At 57.7% G+C, this 26,158-nt stretch carries 19 protein-coding genes and 1 pseudogene; 9 read left to right on the plus strand and 11 right to left on the minus strand.

The window, feature by feature from the left end; translation table 11 throughout:
- Window positions 1–72: 72 nt before the first annotated feature.
- From CIK75_RS07420 to ftsY, 3 genes are all read right to left on the minus strand, one after another.
- The gene (locus CIK75_RS07420; RefSeq protein ID WP_096223499.1) at window positions 73–1,107 is read right to left on the minus strand and encodes an acyltransferase family protein; all 1,035 of its coding nucleotides are present in this window, start codon (window positions 1,105–1,107) and stop codon (window positions 73–75) included.
- Between the two features lie 443 nt (window positions 1,108–1,550).
- Entirely contained in the window at window positions 1,551–2,210 is a 660-nt protein-coding gene (locus CIK75_RS07425; RefSeq protein WP_158225919.1) for a CatB-related O-acetyltransferase, read from the minus strand.
- 220 nt (window positions 2,211–2,430) lie between these two features.
- Window positions 2,431–3,624: a signal recognition particle-docking protein FtsY gene (ftsY, locus tag CIK75_RS07430; protein WP_096223649.1), complete on the minus strand. Its 1,194-nt coding sequence runs from the start codon at window positions 3,622–3,624 to the stop codon at window positions 2,431–2,433.
- Window positions 3,625–3,677: 53 nt separating this feature from the next.
- Here ftsY and CIK75_RS07435 point away from each other — a divergent pair, with 53 nt between their 5' ends.
- On the plus strand, window positions 3,678–4,886 hold the full coding sequence (locus CIK75_RS07435; protein WP_096223501.1) for an MFS transporter: 1,209 nt from the start codon (window positions 3,678–3,680) through the stop codon (window positions 4,884–4,886).
- Here the strand turns inward: CIK75_RS07435 and smc are convergent.
- The gene (gene smc, locus CIK75_RS07440; protein WP_198962403.1) at window positions 4,870–8,481 is read right to left on the minus strand and encodes a chromosome segregation protein SMC; all 3,612 of its coding nucleotides are present in this window, start codon (window positions 8,479–8,481) and stop codon (window positions 4,870–4,872) included. The genes CIK75_RS07435 and smc overlap by 17 nt on opposite strands.
- A 229-nt stretch (window positions 8,482–8,710) precedes the next feature.
- Here smc and CIK75_RS07445 point away from each other — a divergent pair, with 229 nt between their 5' ends.
- From CIK75_RS07445 to CIK75_RS07460, 4 genes are read left to right on the plus strand one after another with little or no spacing between them, the layout of a single operon-like run.
- Window positions 8,711–9,736, plus strand: coding sequence for a 3-oxoacyl-ACP synthase III (locus CIK75_RS07445; protein WP_198962404.1), 1,026 nt, complete (start codon window positions 8,711–8,713; stop codon window positions 9,734–9,736).
- On the plus strand, window positions 9,730–12,411 hold the full coding sequence (locus CIK75_RS07450) for an alpha/beta fold hydrolase (RefSeq protein ID WP_096223503.1): 2,682 nt from the start codon (window positions 9,730–9,732) through the stop codon (window positions 12,409–12,411). The genes CIK75_RS07445 and CIK75_RS07450 overlap by 7 nt, the downstream gene beginning before the upstream one ends.
- Window positions 12,408–13,430, plus strand: a complete 1,023-nt coding sequence (locus CIK75_RS07455) for an NAD-dependent epimerase/dehydratase family protein (RefSeq protein ID WP_096223504.1) — start codon at window positions 12,408–12,410, stop codon at window positions 13,428–13,430. Before CIK75_RS07450 ends, CIK75_RS07455 begins: the two co-directional genes overlap by 4 nt.
- A gap of 39 nt (window positions 13,431–13,469) precedes the next feature.
- Entirely contained in the window at window positions 13,470–14,285 is an 816-nt protein-coding gene (locus CIK75_RS07460; RefSeq protein ID WP_096223505.1) for a serine hydrolase domain-containing protein, read from the plus strand.
- Here the strand turns inward: CIK75_RS07460 and mutM are convergent.
- The 4 genes from mutM to CIK75_RS07480 are packed head-to-tail and all read right to left on the minus strand — an operon-like array spanning window position 14,282 to window position 16,665.
- On the minus strand, window positions 14,282–15,211 hold the full coding sequence (gene mutM, locus CIK75_RS07465; protein WP_096223506.1) for a bifunctional DNA-formamidopyrimidine glycosylase/DNA-(apurinic or apyrimidinic site) lyase: 930 nt from the start codon (window positions 15,209–15,211) through the stop codon (window positions 14,282–14,284). The genes CIK75_RS07460 and mutM overlap by 4 nt on opposite strands.
- Window positions 15,212–15,931: a ribonuclease III gene (gene rnc, locus CIK75_RS07470; protein WP_096223507.1), complete on the minus strand. Its 720-nt coding sequence runs from the start codon at window positions 15,929–15,931 to the stop codon at window positions 15,212–15,214.
- Window positions 15,932–15,940: 9 nt separating this feature from the next.
- Window positions 15,941–16,144 (minus strand): 50S ribosomal protein L32, encoded by a 204-nt coding sequence (gene rpmF / locus CIK75_RS07475; RefSeq protein ID WP_086996298.1) that lies wholly within the window; start codon window positions 16,142–16,144, stop codon window positions 15,941–15,943.
- A gap of 2 nt (window positions 16,145–16,146) precedes the next feature.
- Entirely contained in the window at window positions 16,147–16,665 is a 519-nt protein-coding gene (locus CIK75_RS07480; protein WP_198962405.1) for a DUF177 domain-containing protein, read from the minus strand.
- Window positions 16,666–17,081: 416 nt separating this feature from the next.
- Here CIK75_RS07480 and CIK75_RS07485 point away from each other — a divergent pair, with 416 nt between their 5' ends.
- Both CIK75_RS07485 and CIK75_RS07490 read left to right on the plus strand, forming a co-directional pair.
- Window positions 17,082–18,293, plus strand: a complete 1,212-nt coding sequence (locus CIK75_RS07485) for an IS110 family transposase (protein WP_096223653.1) — start codon at window positions 17,082–17,084, stop codon at window positions 18,291–18,293.
- A gap of 414 nt (window positions 18,294–18,707) precedes the next feature.
- On the plus strand, window positions 18,708–20,429 hold the full coding sequence (locus CIK75_RS07490; RefSeq protein ID WP_158225920.1) for a CDP-glycerol glycerophosphotransferase family protein: 1,722 nt from the start codon (window positions 18,708–18,710) through the stop codon (window positions 20,427–20,429).
- Window positions 20,430–20,682: 253 nt separating this feature from the next.
- Here CIK75_RS07490 and CIK75_RS16610 read toward each other — a convergent pair whose 3' ends face one another.
- Window positions 20,683–21,492 (minus strand): DDE-type integrase/transposase/recombinase, encoded by an 810-nt coding sequence (locus CIK75_RS16610; RefSeq protein ID WP_256382351.1) that lies wholly within the window; start codon window positions 21,490–21,492, stop codon window positions 20,683–20,685.
- A 72-nt stretch (window positions 21,493–21,564) separates the two neighbouring features.
- Here CIK75_RS16610 and CIK75_RS07500 point away from each other — a divergent pair.
- Window positions 21,565–22,765: pseudogene (locus CIK75_RS07500) on the plus strand (IS30 family transposase).
- Here CIK75_RS07500 and CIK75_RS16310 read toward each other — a convergent pair.
- Window positions 22,748–23,176 carry a hypothetical protein gene (locus CIK75_RS16310; protein WP_198962406.1) on the minus strand — a complete coding sequence of 143 codons (429 nt, stop codon included), beginning with the start codon at window positions 23,174–23,176 and terminating at the stop codon, window positions 22,748–22,750. The pseudogene CIK75_RS07500 and the gene CIK75_RS16310 sit on opposite strands and share 18 nt — an antisense overlap.
- Before the next feature lie 47 nt (window positions 23,177–23,223).
- The gene (locus tag CIK75_RS16315) at window positions 23,224–23,532 is read right to left on the minus strand and encodes a transposase (protein WP_198962407.1); all 309 of its coding nucleotides are present in this window, start codon (window positions 23,530–23,532) and stop codon (window positions 23,224–23,226) included.
- Window positions 23,533–24,092: 560 nt separating this feature from the next.
- On the opposite strand from CIK75_RS16315, the gene CIK75_RS07515 reads away from it, so the two are divergent.
- Window positions 24,093–25,868: a glycosyltransferase gene (locus CIK75_RS07515; RefSeq protein ID WP_096223510.1), complete on the plus strand. Its 1,776-nt coding sequence runs from the start codon at window positions 24,093–24,095 to the stop codon at window positions 25,866–25,868.
- The last annotated feature ends 290 nt before the right edge of the window (window positions 25,869–26,158 follow it).

A 26,158-nucleotide genomic window follows, 5' to 3' on the forward strand; every position in this document is an offset into this window, starting at 1 on the left:
GGCTCATTGCCCTTATTTTCTCGCGGTGAACATTCGTCGCGGCGCGTGGTGGAGAAGCAAACGCCGGGCCCGTCATGAAGATGCTGTTTGCAGCTTCGAATTCTTCTTGTTTGCCTGTTGAGTTGACGGTTTGAAAAAGTACCCGCTGATAGTGCGCATCACGGCATTGGTCCGTGGACCCGAAGTCAATAACACCGTGGCCGCGGTCAGGGTAACCACAAAAGCAAGTGCAACGACGTTATTCCGTGCCAACACTGCGGGCAGGTACAGTTCGGCGCCCAGCACAATGAACCCGTGCAACAAGAAGACTGGCAACGTGTGACGGCCCACCATGGCCAGCCCCGGAGACTCACGCTGAGGTACGAGCATCAGGAAGGCCATGATTCCCAAGCCTGCTGCCAGAAGAAGTGCGGACCTGATGACCAGGCCTTCTGCTGGATTCGCATCCAAGCTATCGGCGCTCAAGCTGCCGTAAAACCATTCATGCTTAAGGTGCGCAAAATACAAGACCATCAGGGCTGACGCGGCACCAGCGACTGTGACGCCCTTGAGAACCTTCGTGGAGCTCATGCACCAATCGAGTACCCGCTTGCCGTACGCGTATCCAACTGCATAGAACGGCAAGAAGACCAAAGCCCGCCCCAACGACAAGGGGTAGCCAATCCATGGGACAGCAGTGACTGCGATGGCTAAAGCGGTAGAGACCGCAATAGAAGCCCTGGGAAATTTATCGATGATGGGTGTGAGTAACAACCACCAGATCATCGCCACTAAAAACCAGAGCATCCAAAAAGGAGTGTCCCATTCAAACTCTGCGCCCGGTTTAAGGACGCGGGTTGCCCCGAAATATAGGAATTGGAAGAGGACTAACAACACCAGAAGCGGGCCCACTCTCCGGACCAAATTCTTTGGAGTTCCAGTGATCCCGGTGAGGAACGCGAAAGCAGGCATATGAAATGCGTATATGAGTGTCAAGGGCAGACGAACCGTAGTTGCCGACCAAACATTCGTCCCCTCGAGCAAATGTCCGAGAACCACCAGCCCAATCAGGAGGCCTTTGGCAATGTCGAGACGCTGGTCGCGCCGCTTCACCTCAACTGCTTTCATCACACTACGGTAACAATTGGTTGTGTTTGAGGCTAGCAGCCAAAAACATCGAAGAGTTCCTTCGGCGACGAACTTCTGACGCACCAACTGGCTCTAAGCCGTGCCCTGCACATATCTGTCCAAAGGCCACTCGAGAGCAATAAGAATTTCGCCTATGCGCTATTCCGTCGCTGTCTAGGCGTGGTCCAGCCGACGCTTCAGCGACGGTCTATTGCTCGACGTCGTGAGTTTTCCTCAGTCCAGTCTTTCCGAGCAAGAAGCGAAGGTTTATTTATCGAGACCCATCCCCAAGTGGAATCGTTCGAGGGATTAATTCGGTCTAGACACGTTGACCACAATCATGGGATGCGAGACCGTATCGAAGAATTCTCAGGAACTCGCTGGGATACTTCCCAGATCAAAACGACGCTGAATACCTCTGCACCGCCGAACCGGCAATGAGTCTACTCTTGGTCCGAATCCAAGTAGTCTGAGACTCTCAACGAGCGGAAATGGGCACGAGGCGCATGGCCATCGAGGATGCGATCTGCCAACAGGTCTAAAGACGTATTTACATCTTCGAAAAGATACTGGGGCTCATATTCCCACCATTTACTCTCAAGAAGTTTCTCACCAATGTCCGGATGAATTCGCATACGGATTACCTTCGCTGGATTCCCACCAACTATTGAATATGGCGGAACGTCTTTAGTGACAGTGGAATTTGCGGCGATCATCGAGCCGGTACCAACAGTGATGCCCATGTTTATGGTAACCCCAGTACCGATCCACACGTCGTGTCCTATGGTTGGGTACGGCTTCTCTCCGGTCACGTCGAAATCCGCCGCATACTCCAAAAGACTCGGAGTCTGATGGCCCTTGTACAGCATATTCCGTGAGCGGAAGCTGATGGCTGAGGTGGTTAACAGATTTAATGGATGCACGGAATCCGTGAAACGAAGTCCTGTGGAGATAGAGCAGTACCTGCCGACATTAACCCCATCGGGCAACGCTGACATCGAATAGCTGAACGCGCCTATAGAAGCGAACCCAGGACGCTTGCGCCCTCCCGGCATGCCTTTATAGGCCCCCCCATATAGGCCACTATTCTGTTCTATCCTCACGTCGTGTGACAGTTTAATCGGTGTGCCCGCCCTTAACCAGCCGTATGTTTCTGCGGTTGGTGGCGGACAGTTGTACTTGAGTAGGACGGTATCTTTATGCAAGGCTTCGAAAAGCCTCCAGCCAGCAATCACTGTTACTCCAATCGGTCGTTCCCCCCGATGGTGTCCGGCGCTTGATATTCTAACTGGTCTACTACCCATCTTCTGCGAGACTCATTTTCTAATCGAGTAGTGCGTCGACAAAGCCCTCTGCGTCGAAAGGTGCCAGATCGTCAGGTCCCTCGCCCAATCCGATCAGCTTTACCGGCACACCGAGTTGGCGCTGGATAGCGACAACGATGCCGCCTTTTGCCGTTCCGTCGAGTTTGGTCAGAACAATTCCGGTGACGTTAACAACTTCGGAGAACACCTTCGCCTGGTTCAGACCATTCTGGCCAGTGGTGGCGTCGAGGACCAGCAGAACCTCATTGACGGCGGCCTGCTTTTCCACGACTCGCTTAATTTTGCCCAGTTCGTCCATCAGTCCGACCTTGTTCTGCAGGCGGCCGGCGGTGTCGATCATGACGACGTCAACTTCTTGATCGATGCCAGCTTTCACGGCTTCGAAAGCCACGGACGCGGGGTCTGCACCGTCAACATCGGAACGGACGGTAGGGACACCGACTCGGGCCCCCCACGTTGCCAATTGTTCGGCAGCTGCTGCACGGAACGTGTCAGCAGCCCCGAGGAGCACGTCTTTGTCCTCGGCAACCAGTACACGGGCGATTTTTCCAATGGTGGTGGTTTTGCCGACGCCGTTGACCCCCACGACCATGACAATCGATGGGCCGGTGACTTGCCGTTCCGAAACGATGGTGCGATCCATGCTCGGGTCGACCAATTTGATGAGTTCCGTACGGAGCATGGTTCTGACTTGGGCCGGGTCCCGATGGCCTTCAACCTTTACCCGTTCGCGGAGTGCCTCGACCAGCTCTTGGGAGGGTTCGCTCCCGAGGTCTGCCAGCAGCAGTGTTTCTTCGATCTCGTCCCAAACGTCTTCGTCAATGTTGTCCTGTGACAACAGGGACAACAGCCCCTTGCCCAGAGCGTTGTTCGACTTGACCAGACGCGCCCGGAGGCGTGCTAGACGACCGAGAACTGGCGCCGGAACGTCAACGGCAAGGTCTTGTTGTCCTAATGCCTCTTCAGGGGCCGGCGCAGTGCCTGGTCCCCCACCACCTTCGACGTCCTGCTCAAGAGCTTTACCCGGATGGGTCAGGGTGTCGGTTCCATCACTGCTGGCATTCCCGGGGGCCGGATCATTCGCGTCCCGGGGTCCGTCGTAGGTACCGGGGGGCGTCTTGCGTCCCCGGAGGAAGAAGGCAGTTCCCAGGCCCGCGACAAGGATTACAACGATGACGATGGCAATAATCAGGAGGGTTTCTGTAGACACGGGACTAGCTTCTCACAGACTAGGCTGTTGGCTTGATGAGCACACCCACACTCCCTCCAAAACAACCAACGATCCCCCGCGAAATTAGAGTCCTTATTGCTGCGGCGTTCGTTATAGCCCTAGGGTTCGGCCTGATCGCACCTATTCTGCCGCAATTTGCCAAGAGCTTCGACGTCGGGATCGCCCAAGCCGGTTTCATCGTCAGCGTCTTCGCGCTGACCCGGTTGGCTTTCGCACCGGTCAGTGGTCGTTTGGCGTCTGCGCTGAGCGAGCCCCCCGTGTATGTCGGCGGCGTTCTCATCGTTGCGGTATCGACCATCCTGTGTGGCTTCGCTCAGGACTACACCCAATTGCTGGTCTTCAGGGCAGCTGGTGGGCTCGGTTCGACCATGTTCACCGTTTCGGCCATGTCACTCATCGCCCGACTCGCACCCCCCGAGATCCGCGGCCGAATATCCGGGTACTACGCCGGATCATTCCTCATCGGGAACATTGTTGGCCCTGTGCTCGGCGGCTTCCTTGCAGTCTTCGGATACCGTCTGCCATTCTTCATCTACGGTGGCGCCCTCATCATCGCAGCAGCATTCGTGTATTTGTCACTTTTGGGAGTGCGATCGGCTGCCAAGCGTGGGCCCCGCGACGAACGCCAAGCGATGTCATTCGCCGCTGCCATGAAGAGTCCGACTTATCGGGCCGCTTTGTTTTCGGGCTTCGCAAATGGATGGTCCAATTTCGGCGTACGGGTAGCTTTGGTCCCCCTGTTTGCCGCGCAAGTCTTTGACGATGGGGCAGCGTTGGCGGGTCTATCGTTGGGAATATTCGCCATTGGAAACGGTGCTGCGCTCACCGTTGCCGGACGAATCACCGATAAATACGGGCGGCGCATGCCGGTTTTGGTCGGACTGACGGTGGGCTCAGTCGCCATGGCCGGGATTGGACTGACCGACAACGCAATACTGTTCATCGCGCTCTCGATCATTGCTGGCGCCGGTATCGGATTTATGAACCCCGCGCAGCAAGCAGCCGTAGCCGACGTCATCGGCCGCGATCATAATGGCGGCAAAGTCATGGCCGGCTTCCAGATGGCCAGCGATTCCGGCGCCATTTTAGGCCCCGTAGTTGCGGGGCTCATCGCGGACCAGATGGGTTTCGGGTGGGCATTCGTCATGACCGGAATCATCGGCTTGGCCGGTGCCGCTGCATGGATTCGCGTAGATGAAAGACGGTCTACAACCGTTGGCTAATGACCTTCGTGACCCCATCGCCGCGCATGGAGACGCCATACAGGGCGTCAGCGATCTCCATCGTGCGCTTTTGATGCGTGATGATGATCAGCTGACTAACTTCTTGGAGCTCGCGGAAAATCACCAGTAGGCGCCCCAAGTTCGTATCGTCAAGGGCAGCCTCGACCTCATCCATCACGTAGAACGGCGATGGGCGGGCCTTGAAGATCGCTACCAGGAGCGCAACGGCAGTCAATGATCGCTCTCCACCAGAAAGTAGCGAGAGACGCTTGATCTTCTTGCCGGCTGGACGGGCTTGCACATCGATCCCCGTATTGAGCATGTCATCCGGGTCGGTCAACACCAGTTTTCCCTCACCGCCCGGGAACAGTGTGGCAAAGACTTTTTCGAACTGTTCGGCCGTATCGTCGAAGGCCTCCGTGAAGACGCGTTCAACTCGTTCATCCACGTCGCGAATGATGTCCAGAAGGTCTTTGCGACTGGATTTCAGATCCTCAAGTTGCTCCGCCAGGAACTTGTGCCGTTCCTCAAGTGCCGCAAACTCTTCCAAGGCTAAGGGGTTGACCTTGCCCAAGGACGCTAGATCCTTTTCTGCCTTCCCTAAACGTTTTTCCTGCTCGCCACGGTCGAAGGGTCGTCCCACCGGCTCCGGGTTTCCGTCCATGTCCACGTCTTGACGCAAAGCCGCCCACTTATCACTTCCCTGGTCAGGTTGTGGGACCGGTAGGTCGGGACCATAGTTTTCGATGAGATGCTCAGGCGTCATCCCCAACTCTGCGAGGGCCCGGGCTTCAAGGCTTTCAATGCGCAGGTGTTGTTGGGCGCGCGCCAACTCATCACGATGCACGGAATCAGTGAGCCCGGCCAACTCACTACCTAGTTCATTAGATCGGGTTCTGGTTTGCCGCAGCTCGCCATTTATTTGGTCGCGATGCTTTGTTAGCCGTGCGTGTTCATCCGCAGCTTCCTGCAATGAGCATTCAAGGTGTTCTTGCACCAACAAGATCGCCTGTCCGACGGCTTGAGCACGTTTGGCTTGACGACGTCGTAGCGCGGTTCTCCGCTCAGCCTGTTCACGGTTACGGCGTTCCCCCGCGGCGGATTTCACGAGTGATTCAATTCGGCTCGACAAGCTCTTGACCTGCTCTTCACTGCCCCGCAGAGCCAACCGTGCGTTAAGCTCTCGGTCACGGGCCTTGGCGGCCTCAGCATCTAGCCTCTCGCGCGTTGAGCTGTCTGGTTCATCATCAGCTGGGGCCTCCCGGGTAGCAGCCAGGCGCTCCTCAAGTGCAGCCAGGGTTTTCTTGGCTTCGGCTACCGACTCCGTGGCAACGCTGATCCGGTCCCTTGATCTTTCGACCTCTGCGGCAGCTTCTCGGGTCGTGGCTCCGAGAGTTGCCAGCTGTTCAGCAACGCCGGTAATGCGGGCATCTGATTGGTACAACTTTTCAAGTGCCGTATCGACAGCCTCGGCAGCGTCGCTGCGTCTAGTTTCCAGCGCTGAGCGTTGGAAACGAAGCTGTTCGTAGCATGAGGTGACGTCATATAGTTCGACGTTGGTGGCATCAATGGCCGCTTGCTGCTCCACAAGTGATGAACCGGTGCCAGATCCCCCGGCAAGGCTATTCGTCGAATGGACCACGCCATCGCGAGTGACCACAGTAAATTGGGGTGCTGCGGTCAGGAGTTCAACAGCGCCTTCCCTATTTTCAGCGACGATGACATTGCGCAGAAGATGCCGGACAGCTTCGGCGAGGCCGCCGGGGGCTGCTTCCTTGACATCCACGAGGCCCGAAGCCCACAAGCCACCAGCGGGCAATGGATTCCTCTTCGCGTGCGTTTCCGCCCGCTGGTCCGAGAGAAGAACATCTGACTCGGTTGCCTGCGGAAAGATCAGGTGGACACGGCCTGATTCCTGTTCGCGGACTGATTCCAGGACTTGCTGAGCGTCGTCGGCGCTACAGGCACTTAGCGCCTCGGCGTAGGTACCTAGCGCAGCGGCAATCGCACCGTCGTATCCGGGTTCGACATGGAGCTCTGCACTGATACGCCCCCTAATGCCCTGATGCCCTGCTGCAAGAATCTCCTCGGAGGCATCCTTGCGGCTCATCGCAGCGTGCAGTGCGTCAAGACGAGCTTGAAGAGCGGCCCGTTCACGTTCTGCTTTTTGCTCCCGAGAAACTACCTGCTCCAACTCTCGATCGCAGGACGCCAAACGTTCCTCGGCCAATTCGTGCGAAGCGTCCAGGTCCTCTTCCGTGTCCTCAACACCGCTAGCCTGCTGTTCCAGTTCGGTATATTTCATCTGTGCCTCAGAACCGCGTACACGTGCCAGTTCGGCCGATGCTCGCAGTCTGCCCAGCTCACCTTCGAGTGATTCGACGCGGCTGCGCGCCGAGGCGACTTTTCCGGCCAAGGTAGCCAGTCCCTCGCGACGGTCAGCTAAGGCACGCATCAATTCGTTCATTCGACGGGCTTCGTCGGCCGCCGCCTGTTCCGATTCCTTCCGATCCGTAATCGCGGAATCGAGTACAGTTGATGACTTATCGCGTTCGTTCTCAAGCGCTTCCAGATCAACGCGTAAACGCTGTGCTTGGCTTTCTAGCCGGTCGGGTTCCCGAGACGGATCGTGCACGACGCGACTCTGCTCAGCCAAGCCGCGTTCGCGTTCTTTCGCCAAGGCGCCCAGAGATCTGTACCGTTCTTTCATGGCGTTCAACCCGTGCCATGTCTCTCGAGCGGAGTTTAGGGCAGGAACAATGCTCGCGGCAGCAGATTCCAGCTCCGCGACCCGGGCGCCGACTCGGGTAACCTCCACTTCGACTTCGTCCCGTCGCACACGGATTCGTCGTTCGTCTTCGACCTCTCGATGGAGGGCTTCTTGGAGGGTCACCAACTCGTCGGCCAGGAGCCGAGAACGAGCATCGCGCACCTCAAATTGGACCGATTGTGCCCGCCGTGCAACGTCAGCCTGTTTACCCAACGGTGTCAGCTGGCGCCGAACCTCTCCTGTGAGGTCCTGCAGACGCGAGAGGTTGGTGGCCATTGACTCGAGTTTGCGTACGGTCTTTTCCCGACGTCTGCGGTGCTTCAGCACCCCGGCGGCTTCCTCGATAAAACCTCGGCGTTCATCCGATGTGGCATGAAGGATACGGTCCAGTTGCCCCTGCCCGACGATGACGTGCATCTCCCGGCCCATTCCGGTGTCGGAAAGCAATTCCTGGATATCGAGCAAGCGGCAGGACTGACCATTGATGGCATATTCAGAGCCGCCAGCCCGGAACAGGGTCCGGGTGATCGTCACTTCTGAATATTCGATGGGCAGGGCACCGTCTGCATTATCGATAGTTAGCGAGACCTGCGCTCGCCCTAACGCCGGACGGCCAGAGGTTCCGGCGAAGATGACATCTTCCATCTTGCCGCCACGGAGCGTCTTAGCCCCCTGCTCCCCCATCACCCACGACAAGGCGTCGACGACGTTGGATTTCCCAGAACCATTCGGTCCAACCACGGCAGTGACGCCGGGTTCGAACTCAAAAGTCGTCGCAGAGGCGAACGACTTGAATCCACGAACGGTCAGGGTCTTGAGATGCACGGAGGTCTTTCGGACGGCGGGACAAAGGTCTTCCTCCCTCCAATCTACTGTGTCTGGACACCCGCGGCGGGTTTGCCACTCGAGGGGAGAAAAGTCACAGGCGGCGTTCATACCGCATGGCGAATGTGCGGGAACCACTTCGCAGAGTGCATAGTTAACGGTTGGAGAGTCTTCGCATCATAGGGATGCGTCGGCGGCAGATGAATCCTATATGGACGAAGGCTGGATATTGAGCGGCAATGCAACGTTTCGACACACCAACTCGGCGGTTATTGCCGTTACGAGTGTGGAGGCTCCTGTCATCGTCACCTCGAGCGAATTCGATAAGCGGCTAGAGCCGAGCCTTAAGCGGCTGCGTCTGTCCAAGAAGCTCCTCGAACGGGTAGCCGGTGTCAGCGAACGACGTTGGTGGCCGGAAGGAACAGGATTCGACGACGCGGCTATCGAAGCCGGGTCCAAGGCGTTAGCCGAAGCCGGAGTTGAAGCCGGCGAAATCGGCCTGCTCATCAATACCTCGGTCACCCGCAGGAATCTTGAGCCCTCCGTCGCCGTCAAAGTCCACAATGGGCTGGGTCTACCGTCCTCAGCCATGAACTTCGACCTAGCCAACGCTTGCCTCGGATTCGTCAACGGCATGACGCTGGCCGCGAATATGATCGATTCCGGGCAGATTAAGTACGCGCTGATCGTCGCTGGTGAAGATTCACAGATTGCCCAGGAACCAACCTTCGATCGATTGAACCGCGAAGATTCGACGCGTGAGGACTACCTCCGCGAATTCGCGACCCTGACCTTGGGCTCTGGTGCTGCAGCCGCAGTCATCGGCCGCGCCGACGAACATCCAGGCTCACACCGCATCCTCGGAGGCGTCTCACGCGCCGGGAGCGAACATCACGAACTGTGCGTTGGCGGCCCACAGGGGATGTACACCGACACGAAAGGCCTGCTCGACAACGGCCTGAAACTCGTCGTGGATGCTTGGGACGAAGCCCATAAGGACGGTTGGAACTGGGGGTCGATGGACCGTTACGTCACCCACCAAGTGTCCAATTCGTATACCAATGCCATTATCAAGGCCGTGAACCTCGTTCGAGACCGGGTTCCGATCACGTTCCCGAAGTGGGGAAACGTCGGTCCTGCTTCGCTTCCCATGACGTTGGCCCAAGAGGCCAACACGCTCAACCCTGGAGACAGAGTGCTTTGCATGGGTGTCGGTTCCGGTCTGAACACGGCAATGCTGGAGCTGGCGTGGTAGCAAGGAGCTGGCCCGGGGTCCGCCCGGAATTCTCCCGATACCTTACCGTCCCCTCAACAGCCAGCTGTGATCCCTCAGGATCGTCGCACCAATGGCATTTATTGGACAACCTGCCAGCTCTCGAAGCTCGGGAGGCAGCACCAGCAGGAACCATTCTGGCCGTGCACGGAAATCCCACCTGGTCCTACCTCTGGCGAAGCGTACTTGAAGCCGGCGCCGAGGCCGAAACCCCTTGGCGCGTGGTGGCCGTCGATCAACTCGACATGGGTTATTCCGACCGGACTGACATATTTCGCCGACTAGCGGATCGAGTCACCGACCTCGGGGACTTGACCGACGCGCTGGGACTTGAAGGCCCCGTGGTGACTCTCGGCCACGACTGGGGCGGGATCATCTCGTTGGGCTGGGCGACACGCCATCGCGAGCAGCTGGCAGGCATCGTCCTGACGAACACCGCAGTGCACCCCTCAGGTTTCGCCCTACCACCTGCCCTCAGCCTTGCGTTACACCCTGCCGTCCACGGATGGGGCACCCGCATTACCCCGGCTTTCCTGAAGGTCACCCACGCGCTAGCACACCCGAGCCTGCCGTCCGACGTTGAATGCGCGTTTATGGCTCCGTATCGCACAGCCCCGGCACGTGCCGGGGTCGCCAACTTCGTCGCCGACATCCCCGCTACCCCGCAGCATCCCAGTTGGCCAACCCTAGATCAGATTTCCACGGAGATCCGGACACTCGAGGTCCCGGCACTGATGATGTGGGGTCCGCGTGATCCTATTTTCTCCGACCGCTACCTACGCGACCTGATGTACCGTTTGCCTCAAGCAGATGTGCACCGCTTCGAAGGCGCCGGTCACCTCCTTGCCGAAGATCGAGATATCGCCACCCCCTTGTTGGCCTGGCTCTCCTCCACGGTGCACCAAAGGTCGGAAATAAAGTCTGCTCTTCAAGACGACGCCCCGTCACGCGCCAATGTCGGCTCCGACGGCGGTCCTCGCGATCGCGACCTGGCTACCGGGTTCCGCAGCATGCTCGCCGAACTCGACGCTCATCGCGATGACCACGCAGACGCGGTCGTAGACATGGGACCCGCCGGAGAGGGCGTACGAAGTTCCACTTCCCTGTCGTGGGCTTCACTGGTCCGACGCGTCGATGCCATTGCCCACGGTCTATCCGAACTGGGTGTCCGCCGTGGCGATCGAGTGAACCTGCTGGTCCCACCCAGCGCGGAGCTCACTTCCTTAATCTATGCCTGCCTCCGGCTCGAGGCCATCATTGTCGTCGCCGATGCCGGACTGGGCACGAAGAGTCTCGGCAGGGCGATCCGCGGTGCGGGCCCTGGGTACCTGATCGGCATCGAACGGGCCCTCATGGCCGCCAAGGCGCTGAAATGGCCCGGTCAGCGGATTTCCGCTGGCGACCTCTCCCCCGCCAAACGTCGGCTCCTGGGCGTGGTCGCCACGGTTGGCGACCTGGAGAAATCAGGGATGGGTAGCATCGCGGCCGGTGCTCCGCCGTTCGTGGCGGCAGATCCCGATACCGACGCCGCCATCTTGTTCACCTCAGGATCCACCGGACCGGCCAAAGGCGTCGTCTATACTCATCGGCAGCTAGCCGCCATGCGCGATACCCTGCAGGCCACCTACGGATTGAAGTCCGGCGACGCCCTCGTGGCGGGGTTTGCCCCCTTCGCCCTTCTGGGGCCGGCTCTGGGGGCAGTATCCGTTACGCCCGATATGGACGTGACCTCACCCAGGACCCTGTCTGCCTCCGCGCTGGCTGACGCGGCAGCGGCCATCAACGCCACCATCGTCTTCGCCTCCCCGGCCGCCCTAGTGAACGTTCTGGCCACCTCGACGGAGCTCGACTCCATCCAACGAGCTGCTCTTGAACGCGTGGATCTGCTCCTCTCAGCCGGGGCACCACTCGGGACCACCTTGCTGCAACAGGTTCAGGACTTGGCTCCGCAGGCAGAGGTCCACACGCCTTACGGGATGACCGAGGCACTACCCATCACCGACATCAGCCTTCAAGGGATCCTCGCCGCCGGTTCGGGCGACGGAGTCTGTGTCGGCCAACCCGTGGCGGGCGCCCAAGTTTCCATCGCGGCGTTGGACGATCAGGGAGGGGTTTCCGATGAACTGGATGCCAGCCCTGGCCAGGTCGGAGAAATCGTTGTTTCGGCTCCCCATGTCAAGGATCGGTACGACCGGTTATGGGTCACCGAGCACGCCAGCGCAGTTCATCCAGGCTGGCATCACACGGGCGACGTCGGCCATCTCGACACCGCTGGACGTCTCTGGGTTCAGGGGCGGCTAGGGCACATCATCACTACCGCCGCAGGGGTGAGGACACCCGTTGCCGCAGAGTTGGCTGCGGAAGCTGTGCGGGGCATTCGTCGTGCCGCAGTCGTCGGGGTTGGACCAGCAGGTACGCAGGCAGTGGTCGTCATCGTGGAAACCGTGCAGAGAACTCGTCGTTCCGCGCTGGCTGCTCAGGCTTTGACGCAGGACGTACGTTCATCCATAACCCGAGCGACCGGTATGACGGCCGCGGCAGTAGTGGTCATCCCCGATTTGCCCACCGATATCCGGCACAACTCAAAGATCGACCGTTCTGCTTTGTCGAAGTGGGCTGCCGAGCTTCTGTCCGGGAAAAAGGCAACCCTGCAATGAGTACTGCCAATCACGACAAGCTCGTTCTGGTGACCGGGGCGAGTGGCATGCTGGGACGGGCGGTGGCCGAAGAACTGCTGGCCCGCGGCTACCGGGTCAGGACCTTTCAACGCGGTCCCACATCATTGCCCGGCGTCGAACCGTGTCGGGGCTCTGTCACCGATCCCCACGCCGTTGCCCGAGCTGTCGAAGGCGCTTCCGCGGTCATTCATTTGGCCGCGAAAGTCTCCTTCACCGGTGAGTGGGAGGAGTTCGTCGCAACAAACATCGAGGGCACCAGGAACCTCTTGTCCGCCGCTCGAACGGCTAGCGTTGAAGACTTCGTCTTCGTTTCATCGCCCTCCGTAGCCCACCTAGGGTCATCGATCGTCGGAGGGGCTGCCGGCGCTCCTGAACCTGCCGCTGCGCGGGGCTACTACGCTCGTTCCAAGGCCAGTGCAGAACTCTTGGCACTGGAAGCCGACACACCATCATTTCGTGTGACCGCTCTGCGCCCACACGTCGTCTGGGGCCCGGGCGACACTCAACTTGTGGAACGAGTTATCGATAGAGCTCGTTCAGGCCGGCTGCCCTTGTTGGATGGCGGCCTGGCTCTGATCGATACTACGTATGTCGACAATGCGGCTTCTGCGATTGTTCAAGGGCTGGAACGGATCAGCGTTGCCCATGGTCTCTCCTTGGTCATCACCAATGGAGAGCCGCGTCCAGTCGGTGAGCTCATTGCCGGAATCTGTGCCGCCGGCGGCGTCCCCGCACCAAAGTTCAGTGTCCCCGGATCCTTGGCCCGCAACGCAGGGAAAGTGATAGAGAGTCTTTGGACAGGCGCGCTGCGTCACGGTTGGGTCTCCGATGAGCCACCGATGACGGAATTCCTCGCCGAGCAATTGTCCACTGCGCACTGGTTCGACCAACGCACCACGCATAAAGTCCTCGCATGGAAGCCCCTGCTTTCCATTGACGAGGGGCTGTCCCGCCTCGCTGCCCACTATGGTGGTACTGCCCCGCGCACCGCGGAATAGACTGCCTCACCACCCGCAACCGCTGAGGAGCACCGTTTCATGACCGCCCTGGACTTACTCGACACATGGCCTGTCCCCCACGCCGCAGCAGCCGTGCTGGACACCGAAGGCAACACCTTGGACAGTCAGGGGGACCCCCAGCGCATTTTTCCGCTAGCTTCGGTCACCAAATTGCTCTCCGCCTTCGCATTCTTGGTCGCTCTTGAAGAAGAGGCACTTTCTCTCGATCAGCCAGCAGGCCCGGAAGGTTCAACTGTTCACCACCTGCTGGCACATACCGGCGGTTATGATTTTTCCTCCGATGCTATTCATGCCGAACCGGGGACCCGCCGCATCTATTCGAATACGGGCTTCGATGTCCTGGGACAGACCCTCGAATCGGAGACAGGCATCCCCTTTGCCACCTATCTCTCCGAAGCTGTGCTGCAGCCCCTGGGCATGACCAGAACGGCGCTCGAAGGTTCTCCCGCCGCCGACGCCGTCTCTTCTCTCCACGATTTGTCGCTCTTCGCAGCAGAGCTCCAGCGGCCTACCCTTCTGGCCGGACCCACCATGGAGCAAGCAACGACCGTGCAATTTCCCGGTGTTGACGGCATTCTTCCCGGCTACGGGCGCCAGAAGCCCAACGACTGGGGCCTGGGTTTTGAAATCAGGGACCACAAGTCACCCCATTGGACTGGCACTAGGAACGCGGCTCAGACTTTCGGCCATTTCGGACAATCAGGGACCTTCCTCTGGGTTGACCCGCCAGCCGGCTTAGCCTGCGTTACTTTGACCGACCGCGACTTTGGCCCATGGGCGATTGATGCGTGGACGCCGTTCAACGATGCGGTAGTCTCCGAGTTCTCCGCCTAGAAGCGGGCGTTGCGCGGAACTCGCTGGCAGACCGGGCACCAGTAGGACGAACGGCCCATAAACGCATCCCGACAGACCAGCGAAGTCTGTCCCCCGTCTGCGCATCGGTGGCACGGTTGTCCGCTGCGGCCGTACGCGTTTAATGACCGAGAGAAGTAGCCGGACGCACCGTTCACGTTGACGTAAAGCTGATCAAAACTTGTTCCCCCGGCAGCAAGAGCTCGGTCCATGATGGTCGATAAGGCATCGACTAGCCTGATGGTATCTGGGCGCCGCAAAGTGTCGGTGGGACGGGCGTAGTGCATCTGGGCTTCCCATAGCGCCTCGTCCGCATAGATATTACCTACCCCGGACACCAGTCCCTGGTCTAGGATCGCTCGCTTAATACTTATCCTACGTGTCCGCAGCCGGCGATGGAACTCTTCTATATCGAAATCCGGGTCCAAGACATCGCGGGCGATATGGGAGGCAGCTTGGGGAATGGATGCAGCTTGGGAACCTTGTCCGCCCGGAGCTCCGTCAATGGTCGGCACCAGGGGTGAGACGAACATGCCCCCGAAGATCCGCTGATCGACGAAGCGCAATTGTTCCGGCTTTGCGGCCGAAGCCGATAGATCAAAGGTGATCTTAAGGTGTTTTTCGTCAGCTGCTGTGGAGTCCTCAACCAGCAGTTGGCCGCTCATTCCGAGGTGGGCAACGAGAGCTGCTCCACGTGTCACACCGCCCAGAGGCATCCAGAGGAACTTTCCACGTCGCACAATGTCGGTGATCGCTGTGCCGTGCAGCGTGGCCATGAAGTCAGCTGGGCCATCCTGATGTCGACGGATGGAGCGTGCGTCATGGACGTGGACTTCGTTGATTTTCCGGCCGGCCACCCAGGATTCCAGACCCCGTCGCACAACTTCTACTTCCGGAAGTTCCGGCATCTACTCGTGGGCCGTCTTCTCTTCCGACCCCACCGAAGGCTCTGAGGGGACCAGCGTCCGATAGGAGATCGCAGCTGCCTCTTGTTCGGCTTCCTTTTTGGAAGGGCCCGTGCCTGTTCCGTAATCATTCGAGCCAATGCGTAGCGTTGCTTCGAACACCCGCGCGTGATCAGGGCCGGTGCCGGTGATGGAGTAGTCAATGGGGCCAAGTTTGCGCGCTGCCGCGATTTCCTGGATCGCTGTCTTCCAATCGGTGCCTGCGCCGAGGTGTTCAACGTCCGATAGCAGCGGGGCTACCAGACGCATCACGAGGGCTTGTGCCGCGTCAGGGCCATCGCTGAGGTACGTGGCACCGATCAACGCCTCCATGGTGTCGGCAAGGATCGAGGACTTGTCCGCACCGTGGGTCAGTACCTCACCTTGACCGAGGAGAATATGCTGTCCAACGTCAATGCTGCGCGCAATCCCGGCGAGTGCTCGGGTGCTGACGACGGAGGCACGTCGCTTCGCCAGATCGCCCTCCGGCAGGTCCGGGTAGGTCCGGTAGAGATGGTCTGTCACGGCATAGCCGAGCACTGAATCGCCGAGAAACTCGAGGCGTTCGTTGGTCGGAAGGCCGCCATGCTCATAAGCATAGGAGCGATGTGTGAGCGCAAGACGAAGCGTCTCGGGGTCGATGGTGACCCCGAGACGCTTCAGAAGCTCTTCTGTTGAAGGCATCAGACGTTATTAGGCGTCTGCTACCTTGCGCCCCTTGTATTCAAGGAACAACTCGGTGCCGGCAGAGTCGGTCACGACCTTCGCCTGGTGCGGCAGGCTGTAGGTGACGCGGCCGTTCTCCATGGTCTTGACCAGGTTCGGCGCAGTTGCCTTCCACTGGGACCGACGGGCCCGGGTATTCGAGCGGGACATCTTCCGCTTGGGAACAGCCACGGCTAACTCTCTTCTCTCTCGACTGAATCTGTACTCTGTACCGCATCTTCTGCGGTGGTGCCAGCCAGCTCGGTGAGAGCTGCCCAGCGGGGATCTAGGATCTCGTGGTGGTGCCCTGGCTCATCCGCGAGACGAATCCCGCATTCGGCGCAGAGGCCTTCGCAGCCCTCTCGGCACACCGGTTGGAACGGCAGCGCGGTCACCGCTGCATCCCTGAGTACCGGCTCCAGATCGATGAAGTCATCCACGATCTGTCGCTGGTCCATGTCCTCCTCATCGGGCACCTCAGCGCCTTCATGGAAGAACAACTCCTGAATGTCGGACTCGAGGTCGTACGCGATAGGCTCCAGGCATCGGCCGCATTCACCGGACACTTCCGAGAACGCTGTACCGGAAACCAAGATTCCCTCGTGTACGGCCTCGAATCGAAGATCCAGATCGATATCCGACCCCTCTTCGATTCCGATCAGTGCCGCCCCCATTTCAGGCGGAGCGGGCACGGTCCGTTCAAGAGTCTTCATGGTACCCGGGTATCCCCCGAATTCCTTGGCCGAAAAGACCAACGGCGAGCTGCGATCGATTCCGCGTGACGACGGACGATCTGAACGCTTATCGCTAATGAGAACTCCTGTAGAACAAAGACCGACATCACATCTTAGCCTGTCGGGGAGCTCTTGCCCAAACTCGAGGCAACCACGCGCGCGCCCGCTACATTTGTAGGACCCCGATAAACGGGGTTTGGTCGCTAGGTTCGGTATGACTGTCCTGCCCTGTCACTCATGATCCGGGGGGGGTGTTGTCGCCGAACCTGGAGGCACGCGTTGACCGCTGATAGGGACATGACCCGGAAGTCAGAAACCGTGGTCTCTTCGTAACGTGGGTGTGGCATCGAGTGTCGTGACTAGCGGCCAACCGCACGGTGCAAAGGAGCGCCACCATAAACAACGAAATCGCCGTGTTCTGCGGACTCGACGTCGGTAAATCGGGTCACCACGCAACAGCCCTGGACCGGGACGGTGGCCGGATCATCGACCATCCCCTGCCCCAGGACGAGGCAAAACTACGAGAGGTCTTCACCCGGCTCCAGACCCACGGGAAGGTGCTGGTCATCGTGGACCAGCCCAACACCATCGGCGCCCTGCCCATCGCCGTGGCCCGCGACGCCGGCTGCGAAGTCGCCTACCTCCCCGGACTCGCGATGCGAAAAGCAGCGGACCTATACCCGGGCAGAGCCAAAACAGATGCCCGGGACGCGTTCATCATCGCCGACACCGCCCGCTCAATGCCCCATACACTGCGCCAAGTGGACCGGGACAGCGAGGTCCTCTCAGCGTTGAAGGTCCTGGCCGGCTTTGATGCGGACCTGACGCATGAATGCACCCGGGCCATCAACCGACTCCGTGGCCTGCTGCTGCAGATCTTCCCCGCCCTGGAGCGGGTCTTCCCCGAAACGAGGATCACCCGCCCCCTCGTGCTGGAGCTCTTCATCCACTACGGCGGACCCACCGGGCTGCGCGCCGCCGGCAGGGGAAACGTCCTGCGATTCGCCCGGAATCATTCCCGCAAGGATCCTTCCATACTCATCGGAGAGATTTTCACCGCCCTGTCAGAGCAGACGGTGACCGTGGCCGGCACGGCCGCGGTCGAAATCATCATCCCGAGGGTGGCAGCCCAGATCAAGGAACTCAAAGCCCAACGGGCGCTCCTGGCTACCGAGGTGGAGAAGCTGGTCGATGACTTCCCTCTTTCCACGGTCTTGATCTCCATGCCAGGAGTCGGCATCAAGACCGCTGCAGCCGTGCTCCTGGCCATTGGAGACGGCCACGGATTCAAGGACGCAGCCCATCTGGCGGCCTACGCGGGGATCGCCCCGACATCAAGATACTCAGGCACCTCGATCCATGGTGAACACCCATCTCGATCGGGAAACAAAGCGTTGAAGAACGCCCTGTTCCGATCGGCCTGGGTCGCCAGCTGCCACGATCCGATCTCCAAGGCCTACTACCAGCGAAAACGAGCCGAGGGAAAGAGACACAATGCAGCAGTCATGTGTCTAGCCAGACGCCGCTGCGACGTTCTGTATTCGATGATCAAGAACGGGGCCCTCTACCGGGCCAAGACCCCGGTAGCGACGTGCCAAAAAGCATAGGCCCCAATTACCCAGAGTGCCTGGGTTCACGCCAATTTGCTCGGCGAACCGCTTGATTGAGCAGTTCGGCCCGAGCACGAGAAGGACGGCCTTTCAACGAAAGGCCAGTTCGTATTTCTTCCTACCCCTATCAGTCAACAGCAACAAAGTCCCTTATTCGAGCAGTTCTCCACCTCGACAAGACCGTACCCATGACCCATGCGCGGAGAATTCCAACCGCCGAATCGATTCGCCACACTCAACAGCGACGAGTGCTAAGATCTACTGGCTATTGGGTCGCGCAGTCTTAGGGGCGCCCCATCGTCGCGCCGAAACACGAGGAGCCATCGAAGGTTTCCGGTGTCATGAAGTCAATTGAGAAACGTTGGCGATCAAACTGAGAGATATCATTTTATGAAGCACAAGGTGGGACAGTTGGCTCAAACGACCCGAAAGGCCATCGTCTGGAGCCTCGGCGGGTTCCTTCCCCAGGCACTATCACGTCGCACGACCCTCATTGCTGCAAGCATCGCCGGCTTTCTACTCGTTGCTTTCCCAGCCAATATTGGGGCCCTAGTCGTGGGTGCACTTCTAGCTGCTGCTGTGTGCCTATCCGAAGCAGTCCTTGCGCTGACATCGACTCCCCAGTCCGTTGCCCGACATTCGACGATCAGCATCCCCTATATGGCCCTACTCGCTCTCGGAGTCGGCGCGGTTTATGCCGCTCACTCCACATATCTCCCATCAGTAATGTGGATCTCATTGTTCCTCTTGACGATTTCTACTTGGCTGGCAAGCGCGATTCCGGTCTTCTCCTCCACGAAGCCACTCGTGGCCACGAACTTCAACTTTAATCCACGCATCACCAAGCTTTCAGGAGTTCAGGTCAAGGGTTTCTTCCGACTCGCATGGGCCGCCTTCGCCGTAATCGCAATCTTCGCCTTTCTCTCTGTCCAAGCAACACCGTGGGTTTCACTTGCACTATCTTTGCTAGCGTTCTCAGTCGCTGCGTGGAGCATGGTGAATGCTTGGATCTACGCTGATCGAGCAAGGTGGCGAACTTTACGGGAACTACGGAGATTGCGTCCGAAAGCGGTAATTCCATATGGAGGAACTGCCACCTACCAAGCTGAAATGTGGTACCCATATATCGACCGCCTGGGCGAGCCTTACTTCATTGTCTCCCTAACCGAAAAAACCATGAACCGATTGGCCGCGAACACAAATAGGCCAATCGTGGTACCGGATGAACAAACTGCCGCGGACGTCCGTAAGTTAGTACCAGATTCAGTCAGCATTGCCTATTACCCACATAACGCGGCCAAGAACTCCCTGTTCAGAGCTGACAAGCGGTACACCCACGTATTTGTTCATCACGGCGACGGCGACAAAGCACCCAGCTTCAACCCCAACAGCGCAAAGTACGACTTCTTATTTGTTGCGGGGCAGGGAGCCATCGACCGATACGCCCGGAACGGTGTTAAAATAAACCAATCTAAATTTAAGGTCATCGGACGGCCCCCGACGGAAGCAATCGAGGTCGATAGAACTCCAATTGCCGAAAAGACTCGGCCAACAGTCCTCTATGCCCCCACTTGGTACGGAAAGAATAAAGCTGAAAACTACTCTTCCCTCACTTTCGGGCCAGACATAGTCGAGGCCTTGATCAAACGAGACGTCAATGTCATCTTCCGTCCCCACCCTGCGAGTCGAAGTAATAAGGAGTTCGCCAAGCTCATCAAGACGATTCAAACAATGCTCGAACGTGATTCAGAGCACTCGAATCGCCGACATAGGTGGGGTGCTCCAGCTGAATCGGACGCGACCGTAAGCGATGTGACAAACGCCTCGGATGCAATGATTGCAGATGTATCGGGTATTGTGACTGACTATCTCCAATCGGGGAAGCCGTACGCCATGGCAACGACACGCTTCACGCCAGACGAATTCAATGAAAAATTTCCTACGTCACGGTCGGGCTACGTTGTTACCCCGTCAAATGGAGATCTGACGGTTGCCCTCGACAGGATGCTTGGAGACGATCCTCTCGCGGCATACCGGTGGGAACAACGAACTTATTACCTCGGCGGGTTCAACGGTCGACAGGCAGTCGAAAACTTCCTCAACGAGTCCAGAACAATTATGAGTTCAAAGTAATGACGACCCAACACCGAAGTCGCTAGCGACCACTGCGGTGAATTTTACCTCCGGCCTTGACAGCCGCCTTTCCAAGGCCTCCGTGCACATCGAACGCAGGCCACTGGGCGGCATGATCGCCCCGACGACCTAGCCAAAGATCGTGATTGCGGTGGTGCGGAGCATCAGGGTCATTTGGTCCCGTCCAGCGCGCGCATCCTCCTTGCTGAGCAGCGGGACGGGACTGCTGCAAGTCGAGGTGACAGTTTGAGTGTCATGCTGCGAGAACAGCTGTCTCTATGATTGCTTCGTACTCCACTGGGATCAAACGACCCAGCCGGACCTGACGTCGACGCCGATGATATGTCCGCTCAATCCAGGTCACGATGGCGATCCTCAGCTGGTCCCGGGTGGCCCAGCGACCACGGTCGAGCACGTTCTTCCACAGCAGCGCTAAGAACGATTCCATGGCCGCATTGTCACCAGCCGCCCCGACTCTGCCCATCGACCCGACCAAGCCCTGACCGGCCAAAGCACGGACGAATTTCCTGGACAGAAATTGCGAACCGCGATCTGAATGCACCGTGCAGCCGGCCACGTCGCCACGTCTGGCCACGGCCATCTGGAGAGCATCAACGGCCAACCTGGCCTTCATCCGGCTGCTGATCGAGTAGCCCACGATCCGAGACGAGAACACGTCCTCTATCGCACAAAGGTAGAGCTTGCCCTGACTTGCTTGGATTCTAGCCATCGTTGCAACACCCCTGATCAAGGGGAGTGTGTGGTGGCCCGGCCCAGAGGTAAAGACAACGTCAAGTACAAAGCGAAGAAACGAGAAGAGTTCTTCCGCCGCCTCGATCGTGGAGGCACCATCCGTGCTGTAGCTGCCGAGCTCGGCGTGAGCGTCGATTCCTGTTACCGGTGGCGTCGAGAGGCAGGTGTGTCGACACCACGAGCGAAGAGCCGCTCCTACACCGCTGAAGACAAGGCAGAGTTCTTCCGGCGATTGAAGCTCAATGGCAACGTCTCCGAAATCGCGAAAGAACTCGGATTCGTGAGAGTCACCTGCTATAAATGGGCCCATCAGGCGGGCATATTCACCGGCAGGGACACCCGCGCCCAACGTGCACAGTTCAAAGCCCTCAGAGCCGCTGGAATCCCTCGAGCCCAGGCCTCCGAACAGGTCGGAATCGACCAGCGCTCAGGACTGGGACAAGGACATCAAGCAATTCTCTGGCGGTCGCATCCATCCGGATGGCCGGATCGTTCGCTACCGTCAATCAGCGATACTGAAAACCGTGAACAACCCACGGAAGACGTATACGCGAGGCACTGCTGTCGATGTCGAGCGCCTTGAAACTCCTATCGATTCCCGTTTCCTGAGCCTGATCGAACGAGAAAAGATTCATGATCTGGCCAGGGGCGGGGAATCGATGCGAACCATCGGCGAAAAGTTGGGGCGAAGCCCTTCGACGATCAGCCGTGAGCTGGGGCGGAACTCAACGAACACCCTTGGTTATCTTCCCTATACCGCGCACCGAAGGTTCTCCACTCGCCGTCCGCGACCACGAGTTCGTAAATTCGAATCCCCAAGCGGGTTGCGATCTGATGTTCAGGCAAAGTTGGGGAAGAAATGGTCGCCGGAACAGATTAGCCACCGGTTGATCAGAGACTTCCCTGATGACGGCCAAATGCGGGTATGCACGGAAACGATCTTCCAATCGATCTATATCCAGGGCTGTGGTGGGCTCAAGCGCGAACTCTCGACGTTTATGCGGCGAGGACGGACAGCACGCAGGCCTCGACGAAGTCCGGCACATAGGACGAAGCGTTTTGTCGATGGGATGGCTCCGATCGCTGACCGGCCTGCTGAGGCTGATGACCGTGTCGTGCCAGGACATTGGGAGGGCGATCTAATTGTCGGCACGAAGAATAGATCCGCAATTGGAACACTCGTCGAGCGATCCACTCGGTTCGTGAGCCTCGTTCATCTTAGCCACGACCACACTGCCGAAACTGTCCGCGACGGGCTGGTAAAGACCGTCAATGAACTCCCTCGGATTCTGCGGCGGACTCTGACCTGGGACCAAGGAGCGGAAATGTCCGGACACCTCGCGTTTCGCGCTGCAACCAAAATGGACGTCTACTTCTGCGACCCGGGCAGTCCCTGGCAGCGTGGGAGCAACGAGAACACCAGTGGCCTCCTGCGCCAGTACTTTCCCAAGGGCACAGACCTGTCTCGACATGCTCTCGAGGAAATTGAGAACGTAGCTGCAGAGCTCAACGCTCGACCGCGAAAAACACTGAATTGGGATACGCCGGCAGAACGAGTCCGTGCTTTACTGGAAACAAGTTGAGAAGCTCGGTGTTGCGACGACTACTAGAATCCAAGAGTTTCGTGCTCCGTGATGTCGGTCAGCCACAACTGGTTTTTGGGCCGTTGCGCTGAACTCGTGTCGAGTCCGTCCGTCGGAGTCGGTGACGGCGCACAGGTCGTCATGGACCGGTGGGCCGGGTCTCTTTCCGTTCTTGCCCCGCCCCTTCCCGAAGGAGGAAAACCAGGCATTATCCGAACACATCCGCCACGCGGTGCGTGGAGCCATGGGATATCCGGCGGTGTTGGCTTCGTCGGTGAGGTATCGGTACCCGAACTCCGGGTCGTCCCGGTGGGCATCGAAGAGGGCGTTCGCCCGGTAGGCGGCGACGAGGTCGGCTTCGGAGATGGGAGTGGACAGCCAGCGGTAGTAGGACTGGCGGGAGAACTTCAAAACCCGACACGACACCGCGACGGCGATCCCGTCGGCGGCGAGCTCTCTTACGAGCGGGTAGAACCTTTTGAGGGCAGATTCGCTTGCGATAAATAGGCAGCAGCACGGCGGAGGACTTCGTTCTCCTGCTCGAGTAGGCGTGTCCGTCGGCGTAGGTCGCGTAGTTCTGTTGACTCGTCCGTGGTCTTGCCGGGCTTGTTGCCGGCATCGATCTCGGCTGCGCGGAGCCATTTAGCGATGGTGCCTTCGTGGACGCCGAAGTCTTTCGCGATCTGGCCGATCGTGGTCTTTGCGTCCCGGTCCAATACGACGCGGACCACGTCGTCACGGAACTCTTTCGGGTAAGGGCGTGGCATGGTGACTATCCTTTCAGGCTTGCCTACAAACAAGCCAGATCAAGTGTCACCTTCCTTTGCATCAGTCCCCATCTGGCGTGCCACTGCTGGAACCAGAAGACCTCAATAGTCGCCGCAGTACCATCCCTCCAGGATCAGCCGTACCAACAATTTGGACTATCCGTAGCAACTCGGGCTACTCGCCAAGTCCCTGTCCGAATCCCGGATTTTCAAACCTCACACTAAGGAGAAATATCTTTCTCAAATACGACATTCAACACGGCAACGTTTGACATTGCTCCCAACCTTCAAAGATATGGGGCGACAAAGCATAGAAAACTCGACAAGAAGCTTAAACTAAACCCAGACGGGGCCTCTGCAGACATTGTTGGGTTAACCTCGCCTACCCCAGCAAGATAGGCTCCTCTGGTCATACAGCTCAAAATCAAGGATGTGCGATCATTAATCTCGTTATACGGACGCTGAAACGGTTTAAGCGTGGAAATCTCAAGTCTTCCAAAAATCGCTACCGCTCGGCAACCCAGATCACAAAAAATGAGAACCTGCACGTATACAATGCCATGTCAAATATCCCTTTAGAGTTTGGCGGGATGGTTAATTCAATGTTGCGCAGAATTAACGGGTTCGTACAATATGGTCATCATCCGTCTGTGACGATTTTAACAATTAACGAGAATTTCGATGCCGAATCTACTCGCCAACGCCTCGTTGAGCAAAATAAGCTCGAAGAAAGCGTCAAGATTCGAAATGCATGGACTGACCTGCGAGCCATGTCAGACGATGACTTGCGTCGATTTGTGGATAGTTGTGCGGAAAACACCAATGTCACATTAAGGGACGACAACTCGAAATATTCCGAGTCGCGCGAAAGATTAACAGCTACCGCGCCAGGCACGAACAGCGATTTACGCAAGCGGTTTTATCGCGACGATGGAAGCTTACTCGGAGTGCAGATTTCCACCGACACTGCAGACGCATCTATAACGCTGTGCTCCACCACTCAAACACCTCTTGCTGAATTCAAGACTATAGAAGACCTGTATGTTTGCTGGATTAAAAATGTAATAGAAAAAGATAAGTCACTACTTATTGTCGACGATAAAATGATGAGTGAATTCCTTTGTGAGATCGTCGAGCGCGACTTTAAAATGGTTCTGTTTATGCATGGATCGCACCTACGGAGACCGTACGACGGTCCTTATGGCGAGTCGCTCGCAAAACGCACGAACACCATGCGGAACATCGAACGATTCGATTTTATCGCGACACAGACTCGTCAGCAGGCAGCTGCCATGGCAGCAAAAGGAATAGCGCCAGAAAAGCTGAGACATCTTCCAAGCGAGCTATCATTTTCTCCGAATCTCGCCTCTGCCCACGCCCGGCGTGATGAGTTGTCTGGGGTCATAATAGCGAGACTTTCAAAGTTGAAACGCGTCAACCACGCAATATCAGCAATCGCTGAGGCTAACGAGCTCGGCGCAAAGACACGTCTAACGGTATTTGGTAAGGGACCAGAGCTAGAAAGTCTACGAAATTACAGTCGTAAACTTGAAGTTGAAGAGTCCATAAAGTTCGCCGGCCATGTCGCTGATCTTCCATCACGGCTTGAAAAGAGTTCCTTCTCCCTACTCACGAGCATGAGTGAGGGCCTCGGACTTGCGGTCATTGAATCAATGGCCGTTGGGTGCGTCCCGATCACTTACGATATTAATTACGGTCCTAGGGACATCATTGACAACGGAGTCGACGGCTTCGTGGTTCCGTTCGGGGATACGAATGCTCTGGCAGCTAGCATTGTGAACTTTTTGAGCCTGACTGCAGATGAAAAACTTAAAATGCGGGTTGCTGCAATTGAAAAGGCAGCGTCGTATTTACCTCGCGCCAGCTACGCCCGGTGGTTGACCGCGATTGGCGAAGTAGCGACAGCTAAGGATCCGCTTCCTCTCCAGGGCAAGCCGACAGTCAAGGTTGACGATATCGACATCAGCGAGGAAAGTAACTCGGTTTGTCTAAATATTCAATTTGCAGATGGTGAATACACCGATGCTCGCCGCCTCCAAATGTTGCTTGCAAGTCGGAAAACTAATACATTCCTTCAGTCTGTCGGCATCAAAGGATCCGATGATAAATCCTTTAATTTCCCTATTCCATATGACTATTTTTCTCAATCTAAAGGACAGACATTTAACGTCTTTGTCCGCTTTGACGATGAGACTTGGAACTCCAAACGTCGGCTGGTGCTACCTGAGTCATTTGAGATGACTGATTCAAAAGATTTGCTATGGTATAGGACGAAATATGGAAATTTTAGCGTGAAGATCGCATCGGCAAATTAGAAGTTCTCAATCTGCTAAAGACCGGTCACTAGTGGTCTAATGGAGTTGTCGGGTCAGTGCGTGATGACGAACCAAGCGTTTGACGTCTTCCGTGTGCGACTTTTGAGAACTAAACGAGGTCGATACCGATATTCGCCGTTGCTTTGGCGAAATTGGCACCGTGTTGGTGCCACAACGGAACTAGACACCAGCCATGGAAGTTGTCATCAGAGTCATGATGGGGTGCCATGCCTATGGACTTATTGCGTGCTCGCCGTACCTCAAACCGTCCTTGTCACAATTTTCGCGGT

The sequence above is a fragment of the Glutamicibacter sp. BW78 genome, assembly GCF_002332245.1.
Lineage (GTDB): Bacteria > Actinomycetota > Actinomycetes > Actinomycetales > Micrococcaceae > Arthrobacter_H > Arthrobacter_H rhombi_A.